Raw genomic sequence first — 22,437 nt, forward strand, 5'->3', positions numbered from 1 at the left:
TGCGAATCAGTGACCCGATCAAAGTTACCGGCCGACCCCAGGTCGCACAAGCCGGCGGATTCTGGCCTAGCGGTAGGTAACGGCGCAAGGAATTGTGGGCATTCGGACGTAACACGGCGTTTCGCTAAACTGTCCTGCACTGATCGGTTTATCAGCTTGCAAGCATCAAAGAAAAGTCCCACAAAACCCCATGCCACTCGTCGGCAGCACCGCACTCAATCCCCCGCACTCCCTCAAACCCCACATGACCAAAACCATCACCGCCCAAGACCTGCACATCGCGATCACCCCCCAAAACGAACCAGCCCTGTTCAAATGGCTGCTCGCCAGTTTCCTCATGGGCAAGCGCATTCAGGCCGACATCGCCGCTGAGGCTTACCGGGTGATTGTCGATAAACACCAGCGCGACACTCCACGCAAACTCGCCAATTGCACCCACCGTGAACTGGTGCGCATGCTCGGCGAGGCGCATTACGTGCGCTACGACGAAACTACCGCCACGCGTTTACTGGCTCTCGCCGCGAAAATCAACGAAGAATACGCAGGCAAACTCAGCGCCATTGTCGAGGCCAGCACCGACCGCAGGGATTTTGAACAGCGTCTGCAAGCCTTCGAAGGCATCGGCCCCAAAACCGTGGAAATCTTCATGCGCGAAGCGGGCAGGGTGCTGTTTTGATGTTCATCGGTTGCGCAGGCTGGAGTCTGAGCCGCGAATACTGGCCGGACTTCCCAACCGAGGGCACGCACCTGCAACGCTACGCCACGCGGGTCAATTGCGCGGAGATCAACAGCTCTTTCTACCGCCCGCACCGCCGGAGAACCTACGAACGCTGGGCAGAATCCGTACCAGCGAACTTCCGTTTCAGCGTCAAGCTGCCAAAGCTGATCACTCACGAACTCCAACTGCAGCACTGCGATCAGGCGCTCGACGAATTCCTGCAGCAATGCTCGGGATTACAAGAAAAACTCGGATGCCTGCTGATCCAACTCCCCCCAAAACTGGCCTTTGACGCACCAGAGGCAGAAGCCTTTTTCAGCAAACTCCGAGAACGCTTCAACAAAGACGTAGTGCTCGAACCACGCCACGAATCCTGGACAACCGCTAACGATCTGCTGATAGAACATCGCATCGCCCAAGCCGCAGTCGATCCCTCGCGCATCAGCACTGACACAACTCCACAAGGCTGGTCGGGCGTGCGCTATTGGCGCCTGCACGGCTCACCCCGCATCTACCACAGCGCATACGACCCAACGTACTTGCAACAACTCGCCAACCAACTGCAAACCACCAACACCTGGTGCATCTTCGACAACACCGCCAGCGGCGCCGCCCTCGGCAACGCGCTGTCACTGGTTACTTGCTGCGAGTCCAGACCTTGATGTAATCCACGCGAAACGTCGAAGGCAGATCTGCATCGTCAACCACCCCAAACCACTGCCACATTGCCTCACTGTCGAACACGATCTGCATCGGAAAATTCCAGTGCGTGTTCTTCGCCTCACGCACCAGCACGCCGTCGACGTACCAGCGCAGCGTGTCCGGTTGCCAGTCAAACCCGTACACATGAAAGGTGCTCGCGAAACGCCACGGCGCGGTCCAGCTGCTGCCTTCGCTCAGGTGTTGATTGTTGCCGGGTCTGGCCCAGACGTGGGCGTTCATGTTGTACAGCCGATCAAACTTGCCATCGCGGGTCTTGCCGCCGATTTCGAAGATATCGATTTCTGTGGCGTTGTCCGTCAGCCCGGTCCAGGCCAGCCAGAATGCACTGGAACCGGCGGAGTTCATCGGTTTGGCGCGGGCTTCGTAATAGCCGTAAAAGCCGCGCTCAATGGTGCGCACCATCGCCGAGCTGTAATCCTTGTACCCAAGGCGCACGTACTTTTCCGGCAACTGCTGTTTGCGGAAGTAGATGTTCAGATTGCCGCTGCCGACCTTGGCGTTCTCCGGCAAGAACAGCGCCGGTTTGCGCCCCAGTGAATCGGTGCCGGTGGCGTCGTTGACGTGCCAGCGGTTGCGGTCGAGCGCCGTGCCGTTGAAGTCGTCGGACAGGCGCGTGTCGAGCAGCCATTGCCCGGCATTGGCTTGATCGGACAGTGGGAAGTTGGGATTAGTCTGAGTTGGAGTCGGACCCAGCGGCCCGCTTCGAGTCCACGCGCTGGACTGCTGCGGGATCGCCACTTCCCACTTTTCAGCGAGGTAGGCGAACACCCGTTCGCGCTCGGCTTGCGACACCAGCGGCCGGTCGTAGACCAGCACTTCGGCGATGTCGCCACGCAAAATCTCCGAAGTGCCGACCACGTTGCGCGCCACCGCGAACGGGCCGATCGGCACGTCGGTGGCTTCGACAAACGCGATGGCCGGTTCATAGGCCGTGGTCTGCTGCACGCTGAGGCCGAAGTTCGGCGCGACGTTGTCGTTGTCGGCCAGTTGCGGACGCGAGCTGAACAAGCGTTGCCAGGCTTTGCCGCCAGCCTGTTCCGGCAAGCGTCGCGACACTACGAACACGCTGACCGGCCCGGTCCCACTACGAATCGACGGCCCGATAAACGCCGACACGCCGCTGAAGCGCACCACCGAACGACCGTTGATGGCGTCGTTGACCAGTGTCGGCAACGCGCTCGCCGCCGGATTATCCAGACTGACATTGACCGCGCGCGGGGATTTATCGCGCCAGCTCAACACGCCGTTCTGCCCATCGATACTCATGTGCGTCGGATCGGCGCCGTCCAGCCACAGCACCAAACCTTCGGTGACCATCGGCGCCGCCAGCGCATTCGTCGACAACAACCACAGCCAAATCACGCATTGCCTGAACATACGAAACTCCTTCCTTGAGTGAACCGGCTATTACTTGCCCGCGACTGCCAGCAACGGCGCAATGGGCGCGTGATAGCCGTGGGGATTGTTCGACTGCCAGCGCCAACTGTCGGTGAGCATCTGCCCGAGATTGCGTTGCGCCGACCAGCCCAGTTCACGCCCGGCCTTGCTCGCATCGGCCCAGCATTGCGCCACGTCACCTTCGCGGCGTGCGGCGAAGCGGTAGGGAATGCTGATCCCGGTGACGTCTTCGAAACCCCGGATGATTTGCAGCACGCTGTAGCCGATGCCGGTGCCGAGGTTCCAGATGTGAATGCCGTGGTCGCCGTGCAGTCGCTCAAGCGCCTTGAGATGCCCTTCGGCCAGATCGCTGACATGGATGTAATCGCGCACGCAGGTGCCGTCGACGGTCGGGTAATCGTTGCCGTACACGGTCAGTTCGCCGGATCGGCCGATGGCGACTTGGGTCAGGCATGGCAGCAGATTATTTGGCACACCGTTAGGGGCTTCGCCGATCAGGCCGCTTTCGTGTGCGCCGATCGGGTTGAAGTAGCGCAACAGAGCGATGTTCCAGCGCGAGTCGGAGCGCGCCAGATCGGTGAGCAGTTCTTCGGTCATCAGCTTGGAGCGGCCGTAGGGATTGGCCGGTTTGCCAGTGCCCAACGCTTCGTCAATCGGCGTGCGCGCCGGCTCGCCGTACACCGTCGCCGAGGAGCTGAACACCAGATTGAACACATGCGCGCGAGCCATCGCCTGGCACAGGAACAGCGTGCCGACCACGTTGTTCGCGTAGTAATCCATCGGTTTGCGCACGCTTTGCGCCACCGCTTTGAGGCCGGCGAAATGCACCACGGCGTCGATGGCGTAGGCGCTGAAAATCTCGTCGAGCAGCAGTGGATCGCGGATGTCGCCTTCGATGAACTCGATCTGCGAGCGGGTCAGTTGTTCCAGCCGCGCGATGGATTCGACGCAGCTGTTGCTCAGGTTATCCAGCACCAGCACGCGATGGCCGGCCTCCACCAGTCTTACTACCGTGTGCGAGCCGATGTAGCCGGCACCGCCCGTGATCAGCGTGGTTTTGCGCATGACGAAATGCTCCAGAGAGACAGCGCTGCTCACCGGGTGGTGAACACCGATTTGAATTCATGCGGCCAGCGCGGATGCAGCACGCTGTAGGCGAGGGTGTAGGTCAGCGCGCCGGCGAGGATGTTGGCGCCCAGATGCAGGTAGCCCGAGAGGCCGGATTGATGCGAGACCCAGACGACTACAGCGGCCATCACCAGCGTCGCGAGGACGCTGCGGTAAGCCGAGTCGAAGAAGCTGCGCCAGCGGTAACCGATGGCGGTGTTGAGGCCACGAATCTGCAACGGCGTGATCGCCAGCATGCGCAGCAGCAGCGCGACGGCTGCGGCCATGCCGCCGTAAACCGGCCCCAGCGCATAGACGAGTGCCAGCGCAAGTACGGTGGTGGCGACTTCAGCCTTGAGCGTCAAATACGTGCGGTTGACCGCCACCAGCGCCGTGGTCGCGTACAGCGCCAGATTGCCCAGCGCGGCGGTGACGGCCAGCACTTGCAGCAGCACAATCGCGTCGGCCCATTTGTCGCCGAAGATCAACAGAATGATGTCTTCGGCAGTCAGGGCGATGCCGACGAACAACGGCGTCAGTAGAAATCCGCTGATGGCCGTCGAGTCGCCGATCAGGCCGATCAGCCGCGACGGTTCAGCGCTGCGCCGGGCAAATGCGGGCAGCGCGTAACTCATCAAGCCGTTATAAATCGCCGAGCGCGGCAGATCGATGATGCGCATCGCCAGGTTGAACATGCCCACCGCATGCGCGCCGGCGGTCATGCCGAGCACGATGTTGACCCCGCGTTGCAGGGTTTGCGAACTCATCACATTGATCGCCACCGGCGTGCCGCTGCGCAGCAAATCGCGCAACACCGCACCATCGATGACGAATGGAATGCGCCGCCGATCACCGCGCATCAGCACCACCAGCGCCAGCAGATCCATGATCAGCGCCTGGGCAATCACCGCCCACGCGCCAAAGCCCAGCAGCGCGACGACGATCCCGGCGCTGCCGCCGGCGACCTTGCCCAACAGGGTACGCGAGGCCAGCAACTTGAAATTGCCGGTGCGGCGCATTTGCGCGACATAGACCCGCGCCATCATGGTGAAGAGGATTTTCACCGAGGCGATGGCCGTCATCCATTGCAGCACTGGCGACGAGGTATACAGGAATGCGCCGAGCGAAATCACCACGATCGAAACAAGGCTGATCAGCACCGAAAACCAGAACGCGCTGCTGATGTGCTTCTCCTCCAGACGCTCAAGCCTGACCAGCGGATCTTCCAGCACTGACGAATACAGAATGCCGACCACTTCGACGATGGCGATGATCACCGTGCCGATCCCCAACTCGGTCGGCGTGAGCAATCGCGCGTAGACAACGAAGGTGATCATCGACAGGAAAATCAGGCCGAATTTCTCGGTGAAGATCCAGATCAATGTCGTCAGGCGATGGTTGGCCATGGCAGCACCCGCGCTTCAGGAGGTCTTGCGCAGGGTCTTCGCCACGGCGTAGACGTAGCGCAGGGTCGGTTTGCCGCGAGAGAAAAACAGCGTCTGCCACGAGTGCCCGAGCATGTTGCGAAAGACCTTGATCACCTGCGCATGCTCGCCGCGCCGGGAGAATGCCGCGAGAAATTCGGCATGGTTGGCCAGCACGAAATGAATACGTTGCTGCTTGCTCAGCGTGGCGCCGTAGCGGGTCAGAAACAGCTCGATGAAACGCATTTTGTGCGGGTAGTACTTGATCGGTTGCGCGGTGATGTTGCCGGCGTTGACCCCGCGCCGATGCAGTATTTCCGGCACCGTGTGGATTTCCCAGCGCTCGGCAATGCGTGTCCACAGCAAGCGGTCTTCGGCAAAGCGCAGGGTCTGATCAAAGCCGTTCAACGCCACCAGCACTTCGCGCCGCACCAGCACGCCGGAGGTGCCGTTGATCACGTTCTCGCGCATGAAATCGGCAAAGTGCTGGCCGCTTTTGCGCCGGTCTTCGAGCTGCCGGCGGCCGTCGCTGAACTCGCTCATCTGATAGCAATCGATCAGCCCGACATCATGGCCGTCCGCAGTCAGCTGTTCGTACAACGCCAGTTGTTTTTCGAGCTTCTGCGGGTGCCATTGATCATCGGCATCGAGGAACGCAATGAAGGTTTCGCTGGCGTTGAAAATCCCTTGATTGCGCGCGCTGGCTGGGCCTTGGTTGGCCTGTTGCAGGAGCAGCACCGGGAACGGCGCCACAAAGTCCCGAACAATTTGCGGGCCTTGGTCGGTGGAGCCGTCGTCGATCACGATCACCTTGTCCGGACGCCGGGTTTGTTCGGTCAGCGAATCGAGCGTCTGGCCAATACTCTCGGCGCCGTTGTACAGCGGAATCACCACGCAGACTGTTGGCTTGTCATTCAACATGTTTTGTACTCCTTGGCCATGACGGCGCGCCGACGCGGCAGTGGCGCAAGGCGTTTGATGGCGTGGTGACGGAACGACAGGGCCAGAACGCAGAACACCAGGAACTCGCCCGAGCGATAGTTGGGGATCACGTAGGCCACGTAATTGGTCACCACGAACAGGCCGATGATCACCAGCGCACAGGCGTGATAGCGCGCCGATTGATCGGCGGTGATCGCGCGGTATTGCTTGGTCAGCGCTTCGGCGAACAACAGAATCAGCGCGATCAACTGGATCAATCCGCCATTGAGCAGGGTTTCGACGTAGCCGCTGTGTGCGTTGCCGATGTAGCCCCAGCGGGTGATGAAGCCGTCAGCGTCGGGGCTGGTCCAGAACGCGCCGAAGCCGTAGCCCTTGAGGAACCGCTCGTCGATCAGCGGCCCCAGCAGCTCCCAGATCAGCGTGCGGTCGGTGAGTGACGGGTCACGCCCGAGCCATTCCAGCAGCAGCGTGTAGTTGCCGTAGAGAAACAGGCAGATCAGCAAGTACACCACGGTGGCGACAAAAAACGCCGACAGCGAACGGTTGATGCGCAAGCGGATCAGCGTGAGGAAATACCAGTAGCTGGCGGTGCCTGTGACGATCAGCGCGATGCCGGTGGCGGACTGCGCGAGACCGATGGCGATCAGCGAAAACATCCCGTAAAGGATGGCTAACGGGTTGCGCTGGCGGATCATTGGCAGCAGCAACAGGATGCCGATTGCATTGAGCCGCGCGCCCGCGTTCTTCTCGGCAAAAATGCCCTTGAACGCGCCGTCGCGGATGCCGCCGGAAATAAACGCGATGTCGGGTCGGATCACGGCGAAGATCAACCCCACCAGCGCAGCGGCGCCGATCACGCAGCCGAGCACGAAGGCGATTTTTTCCAGGCTGTAGTGGTAAGCAATGAACCCGGCGAAGAACACCACGCTGAGCAGCGCGACAAAGCGTTTGAGGCTGAGCATCGGATCGCCGGACCAGCTTATAGAAGCTGCAATACACAGCAGAAAAACCAGTAGAAAGGTGTTTTGCCGGTAGAAGCTTTTGCTCAGGAACACCTTGTTGCGGATGAAGAAGAACAGCGGCACCAGCAATGTAATCAAGCCGCAGACCTGATTGACGACGTTGCCTTCGAGGTCTTTTTGCGCGTCATCCAGACTGGCCGCATTGCCCAGCCCGAGAAAGAAGCCGATCACCTGCAAGTAAAACAGCACGCCGAACAGGGTGAAGGCGTCGCGCAGGCTGCTGTAGCGAATTTGCAGGCGGTTCATGGTGCTGGACTCCCGAGCAACGCCGCCAGATAGGTGTGCACCGCGCGGCCACTGACAAAACGCGCCGCAGCGTCGAGACGCCGCTGGCGGTGCAGATCTCTGGGCAAGGCCAGTTCCAGGGCAATGGCTTGCGCCAGCGCTGCGGGATTTTCCACTTCGACCAGCGGCGCCACCGCGCCGTCGGCGAGGATTTCCTGCGGGCCGTAAGGGCAGCGGGTCGAGATGACGGGCGTGCCGGTCGAGAGTGCTTCGACCAGCGCATTCGGGCTGCCTTCAAAGCGCGACGACAGCACAAAGCAATCCGCCGCGCTGATCTGTGCCAAAGGATCGGCGGCGTAGCCCGGCAGGTCGATGCGTTGAGCGATGCCCAGGCTGGCAGCTTGTTCGAGCAATTCAGCCCTGAGCGTGCCTTCGCCGAAAATGATCAGCCGCGCACAGCGATCCGGCAGTTGGGCGAAGGCTTCGAGCAAGACATCAAAACCTTTCTGCCGCGCCAGCCTTCCGACCGCGACGATAACCGGTGTGGTTTTCTCCAGCAGCCATGGGTGGGTTGGGAGCCTTGGTGGCTTGTCGCGAAAGTCATTGTCGAGCACCGGGTTGTCGGCGATGGTCACGTCCCGCGCGCGGGCCAGTGTGGTATCGACCAGGTCCTCGGCGACCCCACGTGACACGCAGATCACCGGGTTCGGAATCAGCCGATAGAGCAGCGGCGCCAACCAATACGCGAGGCGCACCGGCAGGGCCGGGTTGACGTGTTTGTCGCGAGAAAACGCGTTGCGTTCGCTGACGTGCAGCCGCGCCAAAGTGCCCGACATTGTGGCGGCGGCGATGGCGATCACGTTGACGTGGGTGAGGGCGGCCAGTTGCGCGTCAAAGCGATTGTTGCGCAGAAAACGGGTCAGCGCCGGTACTGCGGCAGCGCTGCGCGGACTTTGCAGCTCGACCTGTTTGACCCGTGGATCAAGCGCCGCGACATTGATCCCGCCACCGGTGAGCATCAGCAAAGTCACGTCGTTGCCAGCCTCGACCAAGGCTCCCGCAAGGCGCGCCATCATTTTCTCGGCGCCGCCCGCGCTGAGATCTTGAAGGATGATCAGCAGTTTTTTCATTGATCCCACACCTGATAGTAGGCCTGCGCCGCGTGCTGACTGGTGTAGGGCAGCACCGCTTCGGCGGTCGCCAGCGCGGCGTTGACGCTGTCGGTGTTCAGGCTGCGCAGCATGGCTTTGGCCAGCGCCGGCACATCATTGACCGGTACCAGTTGCCCGAGTCGACCGTGGTCGAGCAGTTCACGCGGGCCGCTGCCGCAATCGGTGGAGATCACCGGGGTGCCGAGGGCCAGCGCTTCGATCAGCACGGTGGGTAAGCCTTCATGAAATGAACTGAGCACCAGCAGTTGCGCGTGGCGGATCAACGGGTAGGGATTGCGCAGGTGCCCGGTGAAATGCACGCGGCGCTCTATGCCCAGCGCAATCGCCTGGGCTTCGAGCGTCGAGCGTTGCGGGCCATCCCCGGCGAGCACCAGATACGGCACGTCGGCCTTTTTCGCCGCCAGCGCGTAGGCCTCCAGCAATAAGTGAAAGCCCTTGGTTTCCACCAGACGACCGATACCGAGCCAGAATCGCGCCGGCAGATCAGCCGGCAACGCTGCTTGTCCAGCACTGAGCAAATGCTCGCTGACCACCGCGTTCGGGCAGTAGCGAACGCGCGGCCGGCCCCACGGCATCAAACCGGCCAGTGCCTGGCGCAAACCCAGCGACACCGCCACGACTTTGCCGCTGCCGCACAGGTACAAGGCGTACAGCAGGCGCAGGCTGGCGACACCGGTTTTCTGTTCGGCGCAATCGAGTGCGGCGTGGCGCGTGTAGATCACCTGACACGGCGTGCCGAGGGTGGCGATCCAGCTACACAAATTGGCCTGTTCCTTGGCGCTGATCACGTGGGTCACGCCTTCGTGCAGGATCGTCCGGCGCAGTAACCGCACCGATCTGAGCAGGCCGCCGAAGCCATTGCCGCCGCCCGTTATGGTCGGCACGTTGTCTAGTTCCGGTTGTTCGCCGTTCATCACGAAGAAGCTCACGTGCTGGCCGTCCAGCAGGAACTGACGGGCCAGCCGCTGCTGCACGCACTCGACACCGCCGCCGGGCTTGAAGTCTTTCAGAGTGAACAGGATGTGCATGGGAATCCCCGGCGCTCACGGCGCTGTGATGTCGATGGCGACCTTGTGCCGAACAATCATTTCGGCCAGTTGCAGGAAGTTGCGCGGGTAGTCGAGCAGGTAACGCTTGATGGTGTGCGGCTCGCGGTACATGCGGTAGAACGCACGCAGATGCAGGCGATCGATGGCCTCGGGGTAGTAGTGCTCGCTGGCGCTGGCCTCCTGCCGGATGAAGCCGCCGCAGGTGAAGGCCACGCCGTCGAAACCGGCGTTCAGCGCATCGCTGACGAAGCGTTCCTGCAAACCTGCGCCAAGTCCTACCAGCAGCAAATTGGCCTGGCTGTCGCGGATGTCAGCCTGAATCCGCGCTGCTTGTGCCTGGTCGAAATAACCGTTGTGTGTGCCGGCAATGATCAGTTGCGGATAACGCCCGCGCAGCTTGCCGATGAACACATCAAGTTCGGCTTGTCGGGCGCCGATGATGTACACCCGCAACTGCTGTCGTTCGGCGTCGCGGAGCACCGGATCGGCAATCGAGGTGAAGTCGAAACTGACGCGCTGCACCGGTTGCCCGCTGACTTTGGTCATGAAGCCGGACATCAGCATGCCGTCGCAAAAGTAGGCGAGGGCGGCGGGTGGCTGGCGCATGAAGGTGCCGACCGAGGCGAAGTTGATAAAGGAAAACGCCCGGTTGCAGCTCAGCAGGCTCGGTGAATAGTGGCCGACCACTTCGAGGCGGATCATGACGCGTCACTCGCGGCGACGGGTGTCGGGCGGCCGACAGAAATGTAGGTGAAGCCGCGGCTGCTCAGGCGCTGCGGTTCGAACAGATTGCGTCCGTCGAAAATCAGCGGCTGCTTGAGCTGGCGTTTGAGCAGGTCGAAGTCCGGCGCGCGGAATAAGGCCCACTCGGTAACGATGATCAGCGCATCGGCGTTTTTCAGTGCCGCTTCCTTGGTGCCGGCCAAGGTCAGATCATCGCGGGCGCCGTAGTGCCGTTGGGTCTCTTCCATGGCTTTCGGGTCGTAGGCCTGCACGTTGGCGCCGGCGCGCCACAGCGCTTCCATCAGCACCCGGCTTGGGGCTTGACGAATGTCATCGGTATTCGGCTTGAAGCTCAGGCCCCACAAGGCAAAGGTCTTGCCTTGCAGCGCGCCGTTGAAGTGCTCGGAGATTTTGCGGAACAGCGTGGTTTTCTGTTCGTGGTTGCGCGACTCCACCGCTTTGAGCAGCCGCGCGTCGAAGTCCACCGCCTCAGCCGTGTGGATCAGCGCTTGCACATCCTTGGGAAAACACGAGCCGCCATAGCCGATGCCCGGGTAAATGAACTGGTAACCGATGCGCGGATCGGAGCCGATGCCGTGGCGCACTTTTTCGATGTCTGCGCCGAGTTTTTCCGCGAGGTTGGCCATCTCGTTCATGAAGCTGATCTTGGTCGCCAGCATGCAGTTGGCTGCGTACTTGGTCAGCTCGGCGCTGCGCACGTCCATGACAATGACTTTGTCGCGGTTGCGGTTGAACGGCTCGTACAACTCGCGCATGACTTCTTCGGCGCGCGGGCTGTCGGTGCCGATGATGATCCGGTCCGGGCGCAGGCAATCCTCGACCGCGCAGCCTTCCTTGAGAAACTCGGGATTGGACACGACGTCGAAAGTCAGGTCGCTGCGCTGAGTGTCGGCGAGTGCCTGGGCAATGCACTCGCGCACAAGGTCCGCCGTGCCCACCGGCACCGTGGACTTGTCGACGATGGTCGCGTGCCGCTGCAAATGCTCGCCGATGGTTTGCGCCACGCTGAGCACGTGTTTGAGATCGGCCGAACCGTCCTCGTCCGGCGGCGTGCCAACAGCGATCAACTGCACATCACCATGGCGCACCGCTGCGGCCAGATCGGTGCCAAAGCGCAGCCGACCGCTCTGATGGTTCTCGCGCACCAGCGCCTTGAGGCCCGGCTCGTAGATCGGCAGCGTGCCGTCTTCCAGCGCCTGTACCTTGGCGGCGTCTACGTCCACGCACAGCACGTCGTGGCCAACTTGCGCCAACGCAGCGCCCTGCACCAGGCCCACATAGCCTATGCCGAATACACTCACATTCATGGGTAAACCTCGGATGGGGGTGAAGCGGGGTCAGTAGATGTCTTTGGAAAACAGGGTGAAGGGCGTCTTGCAGAGGATTTTTATGTCGAGCCACAGCGACCATTGGTTGATGTAGTTGAGGTCTTGGGCGACCCGCAGCTGCATCTTTTCCAGAGTTTCGGTTTCGCCACGGTGGCCGGTGATCTGCGCCAGCCCGGTGATCCCCGGTTTCAGCCGATGGCGAGCCATGTAGGCGCGGACTTTGCCGGTGTAGTAGATGTTGTGGGTAACCGCGTGCGGGCGCGGACCCACCAGCGCCATGTGGCCGAACAGCACGTTGAACAGTTGCGGCAGTTCATCGATCGAACTGCGCCGCAAGAAGCGCCCGAGTGGGGTAATGCGGTCGTCTTCGCGGGTGGCCTGACGCACTTGCTGATCGTCGTGCACGCGCATCGAACGAAACTTCCAGACCTTGATTACCTGCCCGTCGCAGCCGTGGCGGTTCTGCTTGAACAGCACCGGACCCGGCGACGTGAGCTTGACCGCAAGCGCCACGCCGAGCAGCAGCGGGCTGAGCAGAATCAACGCGACTGCTGCCAGGCTGCGCTCGAACAAGTCCTTGCAGAACAGGCTGCCGGGGTGCGAGGTGATCAGGCTTTCGTTGAGGTAGATCGCCGGCATCCGTTCGATCTCCGAGATCGAATGGTTGAGCAAGACCATGCTGCCGAAATCCGGAATCCATACCACGTCGACGTTCATGTCGAGCAGGTCGATGTACAGCGCTTCGATGGTCGCGGCGTCGGCCATCGGCAGCACGATGTACACGCGCCGCGCTTCGAGGCGGCCGATGATTTCGCGAATGTCATCGACATGCCCGAGCAGCGGCAGAATGCTCGGCGCCGGGCGCACCGGATGGGTGGCGGCAACGAATCCGAGCAGCAGGGTGCGATCCGGATTGATGAGTTTTTTCGCCAGTTCATGGGCGGTCGGGCAGGTGCCGATGATCACTGCGCGACGCTCGTTGCTGATCATTTTCGAGTACAGGCGCGCGATGAAATGCAGCGGCAGGAAACTGCAGGCCTGGACGAGGAACCCGGCCAGCGCCCAGACGATCATTACTTGCCGCGAAAACAGCGCACTGGTCTGCGTGACGAAGGCGATGGCGCTGAGTACCGCCAGCAGAATCAGCCAACCGGCCAGCAAGCGGCCGAGTCCGATCAGCAAGCCGTGACGCTTGTGATAGACCTGCATCAGGCTGTAGGTCGGCACTGAGCCGAGGATGGTCAGGATCATCAGCATTCGGTATTCGCTGGGCAAATAGCCGATCCGCCAATGCACGAGCACGATCAGCAACAGATTGACCAGGGTCATTGCGGCCAGCCACTGGCCCCAGAAAGTCAGGCCTCGACGGTGGGCCATTTGCGCGGTGTATTGCGGCGTCATGACTTGATCTCACAAAAGAGGAATGACCGGGAGCATGTGGCGAGGGAGCTTGCTCCCGCTGGGCTGCGTAGCTGCCCCAAAATCCTGTGAGCGCTGCGCACTCAAGCGGGAGCAAGCTCCCTCGCCACAGGGGGTTGTGTTGGCTGGCTCGGTTGCGGTGAGCAGGGTTTAGCGCGGGGCGAAGTCGTAGTCGTAGAACGAGCGCGAATGGCTGTGGCCGTACTTTCGCGCCTTGCGCAGGTCGACCTGATTGAGCACCACGCCGAACACCGTGCCCTGACTTTGCTGGAGCATCGCCAGGCTTTTTTGCACCTGGCTGACTGGCGTGCTCTCGGCCTTGACCACGTAGATCACTGCGTCCGAATGCCGGGCCAGCAACAGCGCGTCGCTGACCATTTCCGCGGGTGGCGAGTCGATGATGATGTGTTGGTAGCGGCCCTTGAGCGCCTGCAACATGCGCCCCAGCCGTGGTGAGCTGAGCAGGTCCTGCGCGGGTGGCCGATGCGCTGAGCTGAGTGGGTCCCGCGCCGAGGGCAGGCGCGGCGCATCAAACGGATCGAACGGCTCGAGCGACAGACTGCCGGCCGGCAGCATGTCCAGATTGCCCACGGTGCGAATGCAATCCTCAAGTTTGGCAGTGCCGGCAATCACATTCGCCAGCCCCGGATTCTCCGGCGGGAAGTCGAAGTTCAGTGACAGCGTGGGCTGGCGCATGTCGGCGTCGATCAGTAGCACCCGCTCCAGCGAGGTCAGCGAACAGGCGAGGTTGTTGGCGATGGTGCTCTTGCCTTCCCCGGCGACGGACGAGGTGACCAGCACCACTTGCGACGGCGTTTCGCTGCTCTGCAACATCAGCCAGGTGCGCAGGTTGCGGATGGTTTCGCAGAAGCGCGGATGGTCGTTGTCCTCGAACAGTCGCGCCAGTTGCCGACGGCTTTTCTTCATCACTAATGGCACCACGCTGAGCAGCGGCACGCCGAGGGTAGACTCGATGGTTTCATCACTTTTGAAGGTGTTACTCAGGGTCTCGAGCAAGAACGCCAGCGCCACGCCGAGCACCGCAGCGGCCAGCGCGACGATGGCGACGATCAGGCTTTTGCGTGGTTTGCTGGCTTCGGTCGGCACAATCGCCGGATCGACGATGCGCGCCTTGGCTGAATCCATGTCAGAGGTGGCGGCGGTTTCTTTCAAGCGGGTGACGAAGGTTTCGTACAGCGCGCGGGTGCTATCAACCTCGCGCTGAAACTCGCGCAGCTGGAATTCCTTGCGCGAAATGTCCTGGATCTGCGCCTTGTTGGTGTTGAACGACTGACGCAGGGCGTTTTCGCTGGCGACCGAGAGCTGGTATTGACGCTCGATACCGGCGACCACTTGCTGGACTTGCAGACGCAGGCTGTTGGCGGCGGTGCGCAGTTCGGTCTTGGCCGAGACCAGCGCCGGATGCTTGGGCCCATAACGACTGGACAGCTCTTCCACCTTGGCTTGCGACTTGGCCAGATCGGCCTGGAACTGCTGAATCAGCGGGTTGCTCAACACTGCGGGGACGCTGGAGAGGCGACTGATATCGCCGTTGCTCAGCGCTTGTGCCTGACGGAACTGGCTCTCGGCTTCGGCGCGATTACGCCGCGCATCGATCATGCGGTTGCCGGTCATTTGCAGCTCGTTGGCGCTGATAGTGGCGACGCCATCGACATCCACCAGACCTTGCTCTTCGCGATAACCCTGCAGCTTGTTTTCCGCATTGCGCAGGTTATTGCGCAGTTCCACCAGGCGGGTGTTCATCCAGCTGGTGTTGTTTTGTGAGGACTTGAGGCTGGTGTCCTGCTGACTGTCGATAAAGCTCTGGGCCAACGCATTGGCCACGGCCGCAGCGAGCGCAGGGTCAGGCAGTTCGACTTCGATTTCGATCAATTGGCTCTTGCCGACAAACTTGACGCTGGTGTGCAGCATCAGGTTCTGCGTGACGGCGTTGAACACGTCTGCTTCGGTTGGCGCAGGCTTCGCGGCGGGCAGCAGATCCATCCATGGCAACCATTGATCGCGATTGAGTTCGGCCAGCCATTGGCGCGGTGCGAACCATGAGGTCGGCCGCTGGCGCGGGTCGGTGAGCGGATTGCTGGTGAGGTTGAGCTTTTTCACCGCGCGTTCGGCCAGCTCGCGCGATTGCAGCAGGGCCAGTTGCGTCTGCAAATAGTCGGTGGTGGTTGAGCCGCCCGAGTCGTTGGTCTGCTGAAAGCTCATCACCGGTGGGGTTTTATCTTTGATCAGCAATGTGGTGCTGCCGATGTATTGCGGGGTGATGAACGACAGCGCCGCCACCGCCAGTGCGCAACTGAGCGCCACCAGCAGCGCGATGTTCCACTTCGCCGCCCAGACCACGCGCCATAGCTGCAGCAGGTCGAGGGTGTCCGATTCTTCAGCATGCTGCTGATGCATATGCGTCTGGAGCGGGCGTTCGGTGTAAGTGCTAGGGCTGTTATCGATCATCAGAAAAACCCCTGTGCGATGGAAATCGTGTCACCGGGACTGATGACGGTGGTGCGGCTGATGTCGTCGATCACCGGCGGGCCACCGGCGCCGCGCAGGATCGTCACGCGTTTCATCGAGGCGCGCTCGGTCAAACCGCCGCCCAGTGCAATGGCTTTTTCAAGGGTGAGGCCGGGCTGGAACGGATAGCTGCCGGGCTTTTGCACTTCGCCATTGATGTAGAACGGGCGGTATTCGATCTGGCTCAGGCTGACTTTCGGGTCGACCAGATAGCCTTGCTTGAGGCCGTCGACGATCTTGCGTTCGACCTGATTCGGGGTGAGTCCGGCGGCAGTCACTTCGCCGAGAAACGGGTAGGAGAAGGTGCCCGCGTCGTTCAGGCGCACCTTTTTGATGCTCAGTTCCGGCTCGCCGAACACGGTGATGCGCAACACATCGCCGGCGGCCAGTTTGTAGTCGGTGGCGGGGTCGGCTGCATGGGCCGCCGGGATCAGCCACACCAGCAACAGCAGATAAACAATGCGCGAGTTCATGGGCCTGGCCTCTCAGAGACTGACGTCGAAACTGATCTGGAACACGTTGCGGGTGAAGCTTTCATCGTCGGCATCGGAGTCGTTGTCGCGGTAGCGATAGCCGAGCTCGACATCCAGCCAGCGGCGCATCTTGTAGATCACCGCGAGGTTGTAATCCTGCAGGTTGTCGGTGCGGTCCTGGCCTTCGTACTCGTAGCGACCCATGCCGGCCTGGGCGACGGTGATCACCCGTTCCGTCCAGCCGTGGCGCCAACCGACCTGGGTGAAGGTCGACTTGACCGCGTCGGCACCGTCGTCGCCCTCGGCCAAAGCCTGGCGGGCGAGAAAAGTGAAGGTCGAATAGGTGCGCGGCTTGAATTGCAGATCGACTTGCCAGGTGGGGTTGCTCAGGTCGTCGGAGGCGTTGTCATCGAAGTTCTTGCGTTCATAACCGAGCTTGAGCGTGCCGCTGGTGCGCGCGGTCATGTCCCATTCGGCACCGGCGAGCAAGGCGTCGGATTTGCTGCTGCGCAGGCTGTCCGATTGCAGGTAGTCGAAGCGTGTGTGGTCGTATTCGAGCAGGCTGCGGGTCTTGCTGCCGAGACGGTGATACCAGGTGGTGTTGAAACCGCTGGTATTGCGCTCCTTGTCATCGTTGATGCCATCGGCGTTGTCGTAACGCAGTTGCGCATAGTTGGCGCCGAAGTCGAGCTGATTGGCCGCGGTCTTGGCGCCGTAGGTGTACACGCCGTTGACCCGGGTATTTTCGATCTTGTCGTTGATGCCATCGACTGCCGTGGAGGTGGTGCGCTCGTATTTGCGCGCCTCGGCTTCGAGTTTCAGCCGATGACTGTCGGTGAATTCCATGATGCTTTCGGCACGCAGGCGCTGGGCGGTGTTGGAGGCGTCGGAATCCGAGTGATAGATGTAGCGCGTCGGTTGCCAGATCACCCGCGTGGCGCTGTTGCGATCTTCGGCCTTGAGTTCGAACGAAGGCGCCAGCCGGGTGATCATGGTCGACTCGACATCGTGTTCAAGTTCGCGAAAGTTATCGTCGTAGCTTTCCGACATGGAGAAGGTTGGAATGAAGTCGAAGCCATACACATTGATGGCTTGCGGATCCAGACTCCAAGCCGCCTCGGGGTAAGCAAAAGCCAAAAGCAAGGCGACAGGGCAGCGTGACTTCAGGGCCATGAGCCGTGCTCCTGGAGAAGTTTTTGTTGTGCGAAAGGGAGTGTTCCGGCGGTTACTGGCGTTGCCGCTCGACGATGTTCAGCGGTACGCAGACATGTTGTTGGCGGTTGAGAAACTGCAACAGGATCATCACCCGCTCGGCACCTTGCATCGACATGAACACGCCTTCCAGAGGCGAAAACGGACCTTGAACGATATTTAGGGTTTCGCCGGGTTCAAGCGTGTGGTTCGCCGGGGGTAGCACCGGTTTCAGGCTGCGCTCGCGCAGGTGCTCGATCACTTGCCCATGCACGATGGCCGGCTCATGGTTGAACTCGACAATGCGACTGACACCACGGGTCGAGCGGATTGGCGCCCAGTTGTCATCGCTGCTTAGTTGGATGAACAGGTAGCCCGGAAACAATGAGTCGAGCACCTTCAAGCGTTTGCCACGCACAATCTTTTCGCCCATCAGTTGCGGGCGAAAGGTCGTGTAGTCCTGCTGGAGCAAGTTGAATTGAGCCCGTTCATCCTGGCGGGGCTTGCACTGCAATAAATACCAGTTGGAGCCATTGCGGCTAACTGTCTGCATGCTGGAGTACTCCATACATAGCCAAAGTTTAAGCGCGCCAACGCACAGGTCGGTGCGGGTCGGCAGGCTTGCTAGTAGGTAGTAGGCTGATCAAGGCCAAATTGGCGAAACCAGATGCTAAGTGTGTTTTATCGGCAGTTTGAAGTGTTTCAAATTTGAATCACTTGCGCGGGGTATTAGTTATATGGTCGGTTGTCTTGAGCATAAGCCAGCGGCAGTTTTGTTTGGGCAAAGCTACCGCACGGTGTGCATTCGCAACCTTTGATCAATGTACTTGGATATTGGCCCGGCACTGCCTGGATGGAAACCGCCATGTTTGAGCGAGTCAACGCCGGGGTGGGATTAGTTATCAGCCAGTCTTGGCTTGCTGTCAAATGATAACAGTCAAAAAGCGCGCCTTTTATCCAATAGTTAGGGTCGAACGTCATAACCTGCTGTTTCTATTGGACTTAAAATTATAGTTATTTAACATTAAACTTTTTCAGTGCTGTGAAGTCACGTTGGCCGGATTCCCCGGTAGTGGGTGATGTCAAACTAGATACATTGATTGTCATGTTGCTGTGATCTGCTGAAACTTGTGTTGGTGCAACTCTTTGTTGTTGCTGAATTTTAACTCTGGCTGTTGCGTGGTCTACATATGCCTGACTTCGATTAGTTGCTACGCCAGCGCGCCGCGCCTAGATTTAATGCTCTGCCAGATGTTCACTTTGGATCCATGCCGCCATCGAAACACATGTTCTGATCGGGAGTGCTCGTCATGACGATTCTGGTTACAGGTGCCGCCGGATTTATAGGCTTTCATACGGTTCAGCGCTTGTGTCGCGAAGGTTTTGAGGTGGTTGGCGTGGATAATCTCAACGCCTATTACGATGTGTCGTTGAAGCGCAGTCGGCTGGAGCTGTTGCAGACAGCGCCGCAGTTTGAGTTTCTGACGCTGGATATCGTCGACAAGTCGGCGCTGGTCAGCCTGTTCGAAACGCACCGCTTTGAATACGTCGTGCACTTGGCGGCGCAGGCTGGTGTGCGTTATTCGCTGGATAATCCCGACGTTTACGGGCAGTCGAATCTGCTCGGCTTTTTAAATCTGCTGGAGGCCTGCCGGCAATATCCGCCTCAACATTTGATCTATGCCTCAAGCAGTTCGGTGTACGGCGCCAATCACAAGATGCCATTCAAAGAGGACGACCCGGTCGAACAGCCAGTTTCCCTGTATGCCGCGACCAAACGCGCCAATGAATTGCTCGCCTATAGCTATTGCCATCTGTATGGACTGCGGGCCAGCGGACTCCGGTTCTTTACCGTGTATGGCCCTTGGGGCCGGCCCGACATGGCGTTGTTCAAGTTTACGGAGGCGATGCTGAAGGGGCGGGCAATCGATCTGTACAACCAGGGCGAGATGGCACGCGATTTCACTTATATCGATGACATTGTCGAGGCGATCTTTCGCCTGTTGAGCAAACCGCCTGCAGGCGAGGGGCAGCGCGGCGCCAATCGACTGTTCAACATCGGACGTGGCAGCCCTGTAGCGCTGCTGGAGTTTGTCGAGTGTCTGGAGTCGGCGCTGGGCATCAAGGCGCAGCGCAACTTTTTGCCGATGCAGGAGGGCGACGTAGTGCGCACCTGGGCCGATGTCTCGGCGTTGGCGGCACACATCGGCTTCAGCCCGCAGGTGTCGGTGGATGTCGGGGTGCAGGCGTTCGTTGAGTGGTACCGCGCGTACTACCGGCTATAGCGATGTTTTTCACATCGCGCGGCGGGCTGTAGACTGGCTGGCCAGAATTTCGATCACTCCTACAGGATTCTCATGGCCAATCAAGACATCACCTTCACCCCTGATCCGGATGCGGACTCGATCTCCTCCGACGTCACCGAGTTCAACGGCATTCTGATGTCGACGCAGATCCCGACCCGCGCCGATGGAAGCCTGGAACTGGGCGACATCACCGCGCAAAGCGAATGCACATTGCAGGCACTGAAAGTCGCGCTGGAGCGTGCCGGCAGTTCGATGGATCGGGTGATGCACCTGACCATCTACTTGACCGATATGGCTGATCGCCCGGCATTCAATGAAGTCTACAAGCGCTTCTTCGCCAAGCCATGGCCAGTGCGTGCGGCGGTTGGTGTGGCTTCACTGGCGGTTGAAGGGATGCGCGTGGAAGTCACCGCAATGGCCGCCAAGGCCTGATCCAGCGACATATTTCCTTTGTGGGAGCTGGCGTGGGTCAGCCAATACTGATGCTGGATCTGCCGACGCCATCGCTGGCAAGCCAGCTCCCACAGGGATTGCGGTGTCTCCAGCATTGTCGTCAGCTGCCACCCGGCAGCACAGGCGTGCCGGTCGCGCGTTTCGCGGCTACAATGCGCGCCTCGACCGTGACAGCCTGACTAAAAAAATATATGTCCTTGCCCAAGCATCACCTGGAATTGCTCAGCCCCGCCCGCGACGTGGCCATTGCCCGCGAAGCTATCCTGCATGGCGCCGATGCGGTGTACATCGGTGGCCCGAGCTTCGGCGCGCGGCATAACGCGTGCAACGAGGTCAAAGAAATCGCCGAACTGGTGGAATTTGCCCGCCGTTACCACGCGCGCATCTTCACCACCATCAACACCATCCTGCACGACAACGAACTGGAGCCGGCACGCAAGCTGATCCATCAGTTGTACGACGCCGGCGTTGACGCGCTGATCGTCCAGGATCTGGGCGTGATGGAACTGGATATCCCGCCAATCGAGCTGCACGCCAGCACCCAGACTGACATCCGCACTCTGGATCGCGCCAAGTTCCTCGATCAGGCCGGTTTCTCGCAGCTGGTATTGGCTCGTGAGCTGAACCTGCAAGAAATCCACGCCATCGCCGCCGAAACTGATGCCGCCATTGAATTCTTCATTCACGGCGCGCTGTGCGTGGCGTTTTCCGGCCAGTGCAATATTTCTCACGCGCAGACCGGACGCAGTGCCAACCGTGGCGACTGCTCGCAGGCTTGCCGTCTGCCGTACACCCTGAAAGACGAGCAGGGCGGCGTGATCGCCTACGAAAAACACCTGCTGTCGATGAAAGACAACAACCAGAGCGCCAACATCCGCGCGCTGGTCGAGGCGGGCGTGCGTTCGTTCAAGATCGAAGGTCGCTACAAGGACATGGGCTATGTGAAAAACATCACCGCCTATTACCGCCAGCGCCTCGACGCCGTGCTCGAAGATCGTCCGGATCTGGCTCGCGCCTCCAGCGGCCGCACCGCGCATTTCTTCCTGCCCGACCCGGAAAAAACCTTCCACCGTGGCAGCACCGATTACTTCGTCAGCGAGCGCAAGGTCGACATCGGCGCGTTCGATTCGCCGACTTTCACTGGTCTGGCCGTCGGCGTGGTCGAGAAAGTCGGCAAGCGTGACATGCAAGTGGTCACCCACGAGCCGCTGTCCAACGGTGACGGTCTTAACGTGCTGGTCAAGCGCGAAGTGGTGGGTTTCCGCGCCAACATCGCCGAGGCCAAGGGCGAATTCGACGAGGACGGCGAGAAGCGTTATCGCTACCGCGTCGAGCCCAACGAAATGCCCGAAGGCATGCACAAGCTGCGGCCCAACCATCCGCTCAATCGCAACCTCGACCACAACTGGCAGCAGGCCTTGCAGAAGACTTCTGCCGAGCGTCGCATTGGCCTGACCTGGCTGGCGCGTTTGCGTGAAGATCGCCTGGAACTGATCGCCACCAGCGAAGAGGGCATCAGCGCCAGCGTCCGTCTCGACGGCCCGTTCGGCGTGGCCAACAAGCCGGAACAGGCGCTGGAAACCTTGCACGATCTGCTCGGCCAACTCGGCACCACCGAGTACCACGCGACTTCGATCGAGCTGGATGCCCCGCAAGCGTTCTTCATTCCGAATTCGCAGCTCAAGGCTCTGCGCCGCGAAGTCATCGAAGCGCTGACCGCCGCGCGCATTGCCGCGCATCCACGTGGTGGGCGCAAGGCGGAAACCACACCGCCGCCGGTGTACCCGGAATCACATCTGTCGTTTCTGGCCAACGTTTACAACCACAAGGCGCGCGAGTTCTATCATCGCCACGGCGTGAAGCTGATCGACGCGGCCTACGAGGCCCATGAAGAAAAAGGCGAAGTGCCGGTGATGATCACCAAGCACTGCCTGCGTTTCTCCTTCAACCTGTGCCCGAAACAGGCTAAAGGCGTGACCGGCGTGAAGACCAAAGTCGCGCCGATGCAGTTGATCCATGGCGACGAAGTGCTGACCCTGAAATTCGACTGCAAACCGTGCGAGATGCACGTGATCGGCAAGATGAAAGGGCACATTTTCAACCAGCCGCAACCGGGCAGCGTGGTCGGGCATATCAGCCCGGAAGACTTGATGAAAACCATCCACCGAGCGCCACACTAAAAGCGCTGCAAGCGCGACGTTTCGGCGTCGCGCT

At 60.5% G+C, this 22,437-nt stretch carries 19 protein-coding genes; 5 read left to right on the top strand and 14 right to left on the bottom strand.

Annotated features, from left to right (window positions below; all coding sequences use genetic code 11):
• Window positions 1-244 precede the first annotated feature (244 nt).
• The gene (locus ACP7EE_RS11805; protein WP_426234636.1) at window positions 245-676 is read left to right on the top strand and encodes a DNA methylase; all 432 of its coding nucleotides are present in this window, start codon (window positions 245-247) and stop codon (window positions 674-676) included.
• Window positions 676-1,380: a DUF72 domain-containing protein gene (locus tag ACP7EE_RS11810; protein ID WP_426234637.1), complete on the top strand. Its 705-nt coding sequence runs from the start codon at window positions 676-678 to the stop codon at window positions 1,378-1,380. The genes ACP7EE_RS11805 and ACP7EE_RS11810 overlap by 1 nt, the downstream gene beginning before the upstream one ends.
• Here ACP7EE_RS11810 and ACP7EE_RS11815 read toward each other — a convergent pair.
• The 14 genes from ACP7EE_RS11815 to rfaH form a co-directional block, all read right to left on the bottom strand.
• A complete protein-coding gene (locus ACP7EE_RS11815; protein WP_426234638.1) occupies window positions 1,355-2,818 on the bottom strand; it encodes a LamG domain-containing protein; glycoside hydrolase family 16 protein in 1,464 nt (487 codons plus the stop codon). The two genes, ACP7EE_RS11810 and ACP7EE_RS11815, sit on opposite strands and share 26 nt — an antisense overlap.
• Window positions 2,819-2,848: 30 nt before the next feature.
• The gene (gene galE, locus ACP7EE_RS11820) at window positions 2,849-3,904 is read right to left on the bottom strand and encodes a UDP-glucose 4-epimerase GalE (protein ID WP_426234639.1); all 1,056 of its coding nucleotides are present in this window, start codon (window positions 3,902-3,904) and stop codon (window positions 2,849-2,851) included.
• A gap of 29 nt (window positions 3,905-3,933) precedes the next feature.
• Entirely contained in the window at window positions 3,934-5,352 is a 1,419-nt protein-coding gene (locus ACP7EE_RS11825) for an oligosaccharide flippase family protein (protein ID WP_426234640.1), read from the bottom strand.
• 15 nt (window positions 5,353-5,367) lie between these two features.
• Window positions 5,368-6,291, bottom strand: a complete 924-nt coding sequence (locus ACP7EE_RS11830; protein WP_426234641.1) for a glycosyltransferase family 2 protein — start codon at window positions 6,289-6,291, stop codon at window positions 5,368-5,370.
• Window positions 6,285-7,580 carry an O-antigen ligase family protein gene (locus ACP7EE_RS11835; protein ID WP_426234642.1) on the bottom strand — a complete coding sequence of 432 codons (1,296 nt, stop codon included), beginning with the start codon at window positions 7,578-7,580 and terminating at the stop codon, window positions 6,285-6,287. The genes ACP7EE_RS11830 and ACP7EE_RS11835 overlap by 7 nt, the downstream gene beginning before the upstream one ends.
• A complete protein-coding gene (locus tag ACP7EE_RS11840) occupies window positions 7,577-8,689 on the bottom strand; it encodes a glycosyltransferase (RefSeq protein ID WP_426234643.1) in 1,113 nt (370 codons plus the stop codon). Before ACP7EE_RS11840 ends, ACP7EE_RS11835 begins: the two co-directional genes overlap by 4 nt.
• Window positions 8,686-9,759 (bottom strand): glycosyltransferase, encoded by a 1,074-nt coding sequence (locus ACP7EE_RS11845; RefSeq protein WP_426234644.1) that lies wholly within the window; start codon window positions 9,757-9,759, stop codon window positions 8,686-8,688. Before ACP7EE_RS11845 ends, ACP7EE_RS11840 begins: the two co-directional genes overlap by 4 nt.
• A gap of 15 nt (window positions 9,760-9,774) precedes the next feature.
• The gene (locus tag ACP7EE_RS11850) at window positions 9,775-10,482 is read right to left on the bottom strand and encodes a WecB/TagA/CpsF family glycosyltransferase (protein ID WP_426234645.1); all 708 of its coding nucleotides are present in this window, start codon (window positions 10,480-10,482) and stop codon (window positions 9,775-9,777) included.
• Entirely contained in the window at window positions 10,479-11,831 is a 1,353-nt protein-coding gene (locus ACP7EE_RS11855; protein ID WP_426234646.1) for a UDP-glucose dehydrogenase family protein, read from the bottom strand. The genes ACP7EE_RS11850 and ACP7EE_RS11855 overlap by 4 nt, the downstream gene beginning before the upstream one ends.
• Before the next feature lie 30 nt (window positions 11,832-11,861).
• A complete protein-coding gene (locus ACP7EE_RS11860) occupies window positions 11,862-13,253 on the bottom strand; it encodes an undecaprenyl-phosphate glucose phosphotransferase (protein ID WP_426234647.1) in 1,392 nt (463 codons plus the stop codon).
• A 168-nt stretch (window positions 13,254-13,421) separates the two neighbouring features.
• Window positions 13,422-15,737, bottom strand: coding sequence for a GumC family protein (locus ACP7EE_RS11865; RefSeq protein WP_426234743.1), 2,316 nt, complete (start codon window positions 15,735-15,737; stop codon window positions 13,422-13,424).
• A gap of 2 nt (window positions 15,738-15,739) precedes the next feature.
• The gene (locus ACP7EE_RS11870) at window positions 15,740-16,273 is read right to left on the bottom strand and encodes a polysaccharide biosynthesis/export family protein (protein ID WP_426234648.1); all 534 of its coding nucleotides are present in this window, start codon (window positions 16,271-16,273) and stop codon (window positions 15,740-15,742) included.
• A 12-nt stretch (window positions 16,274-16,285) separates the two neighbouring features.
• Complete coding sequence (locus tag ACP7EE_RS11875) at window positions 16,286-17,446, bottom strand: outer membrane beta-barrel protein (RefSeq protein WP_426234649.1); 1,161 nt, start codon at window positions 17,444-17,446, stop codon at window positions 16,286-16,288.
• Window positions 17,447-17,498: 52 nt separating this feature from the next.
• Window positions 17,499-18,017, bottom strand: a complete 519-nt coding sequence (rfaH, locus tag ACP7EE_RS11880) for a transcription/translation regulatory transformer protein RfaH (RefSeq protein WP_426234650.1) — start codon at window positions 18,015-18,017, stop codon at window positions 17,499-17,501.
• Window positions 18,018-18,774: 757 nt separating this feature from the next.
• Between rfaH and ACP7EE_RS11885 the strand changes: the two genes are divergently transcribed.
• The 3 genes from ACP7EE_RS11885 to ACP7EE_RS11895 all read left to right on the top strand — a co-directional run bounded on the left by ACP7EE_RS11885 (window position 18,775) and on the right by ACP7EE_RS11895 (window position 22,403).
• On the top strand, window positions 18,775-19,749 hold the full coding sequence (locus ACP7EE_RS11885; protein ID WP_426234651.1) for an NAD-dependent epimerase: 975 nt from the start codon (window positions 18,775-18,777) through the stop codon (window positions 19,747-19,749).
• Between the two features lie 72 nt (window positions 19,750-19,821).
• A complete protein-coding gene (locus tag ACP7EE_RS11890; protein ID WP_426234652.1) occupies window positions 19,822-20,202 on the top strand; it encodes a RidA family protein in 381 nt (126 codons plus the stop codon).
• Between the two features lie 212 nt (window positions 20,203-20,414).
• A complete protein-coding gene (locus ACP7EE_RS11895; RefSeq protein ID WP_426234653.1) occupies window positions 20,415-22,403 on the top strand; it encodes a peptidase U32 family protein in 1,989 nt (662 codons plus the stop codon).
• Window positions 22,404-22,437: the final 34 nt, after the last annotated feature.

The sequence above is a fragment of the Pseudomonas sp. TWP3-2 genome (genome assembly GCF_049897765.1).
Taxonomy (GTDB): Bacteria; Pseudomonadota; Gammaproteobacteria; order Pseudomonadales; family Pseudomonadaceae; genus Aquipseudomonas.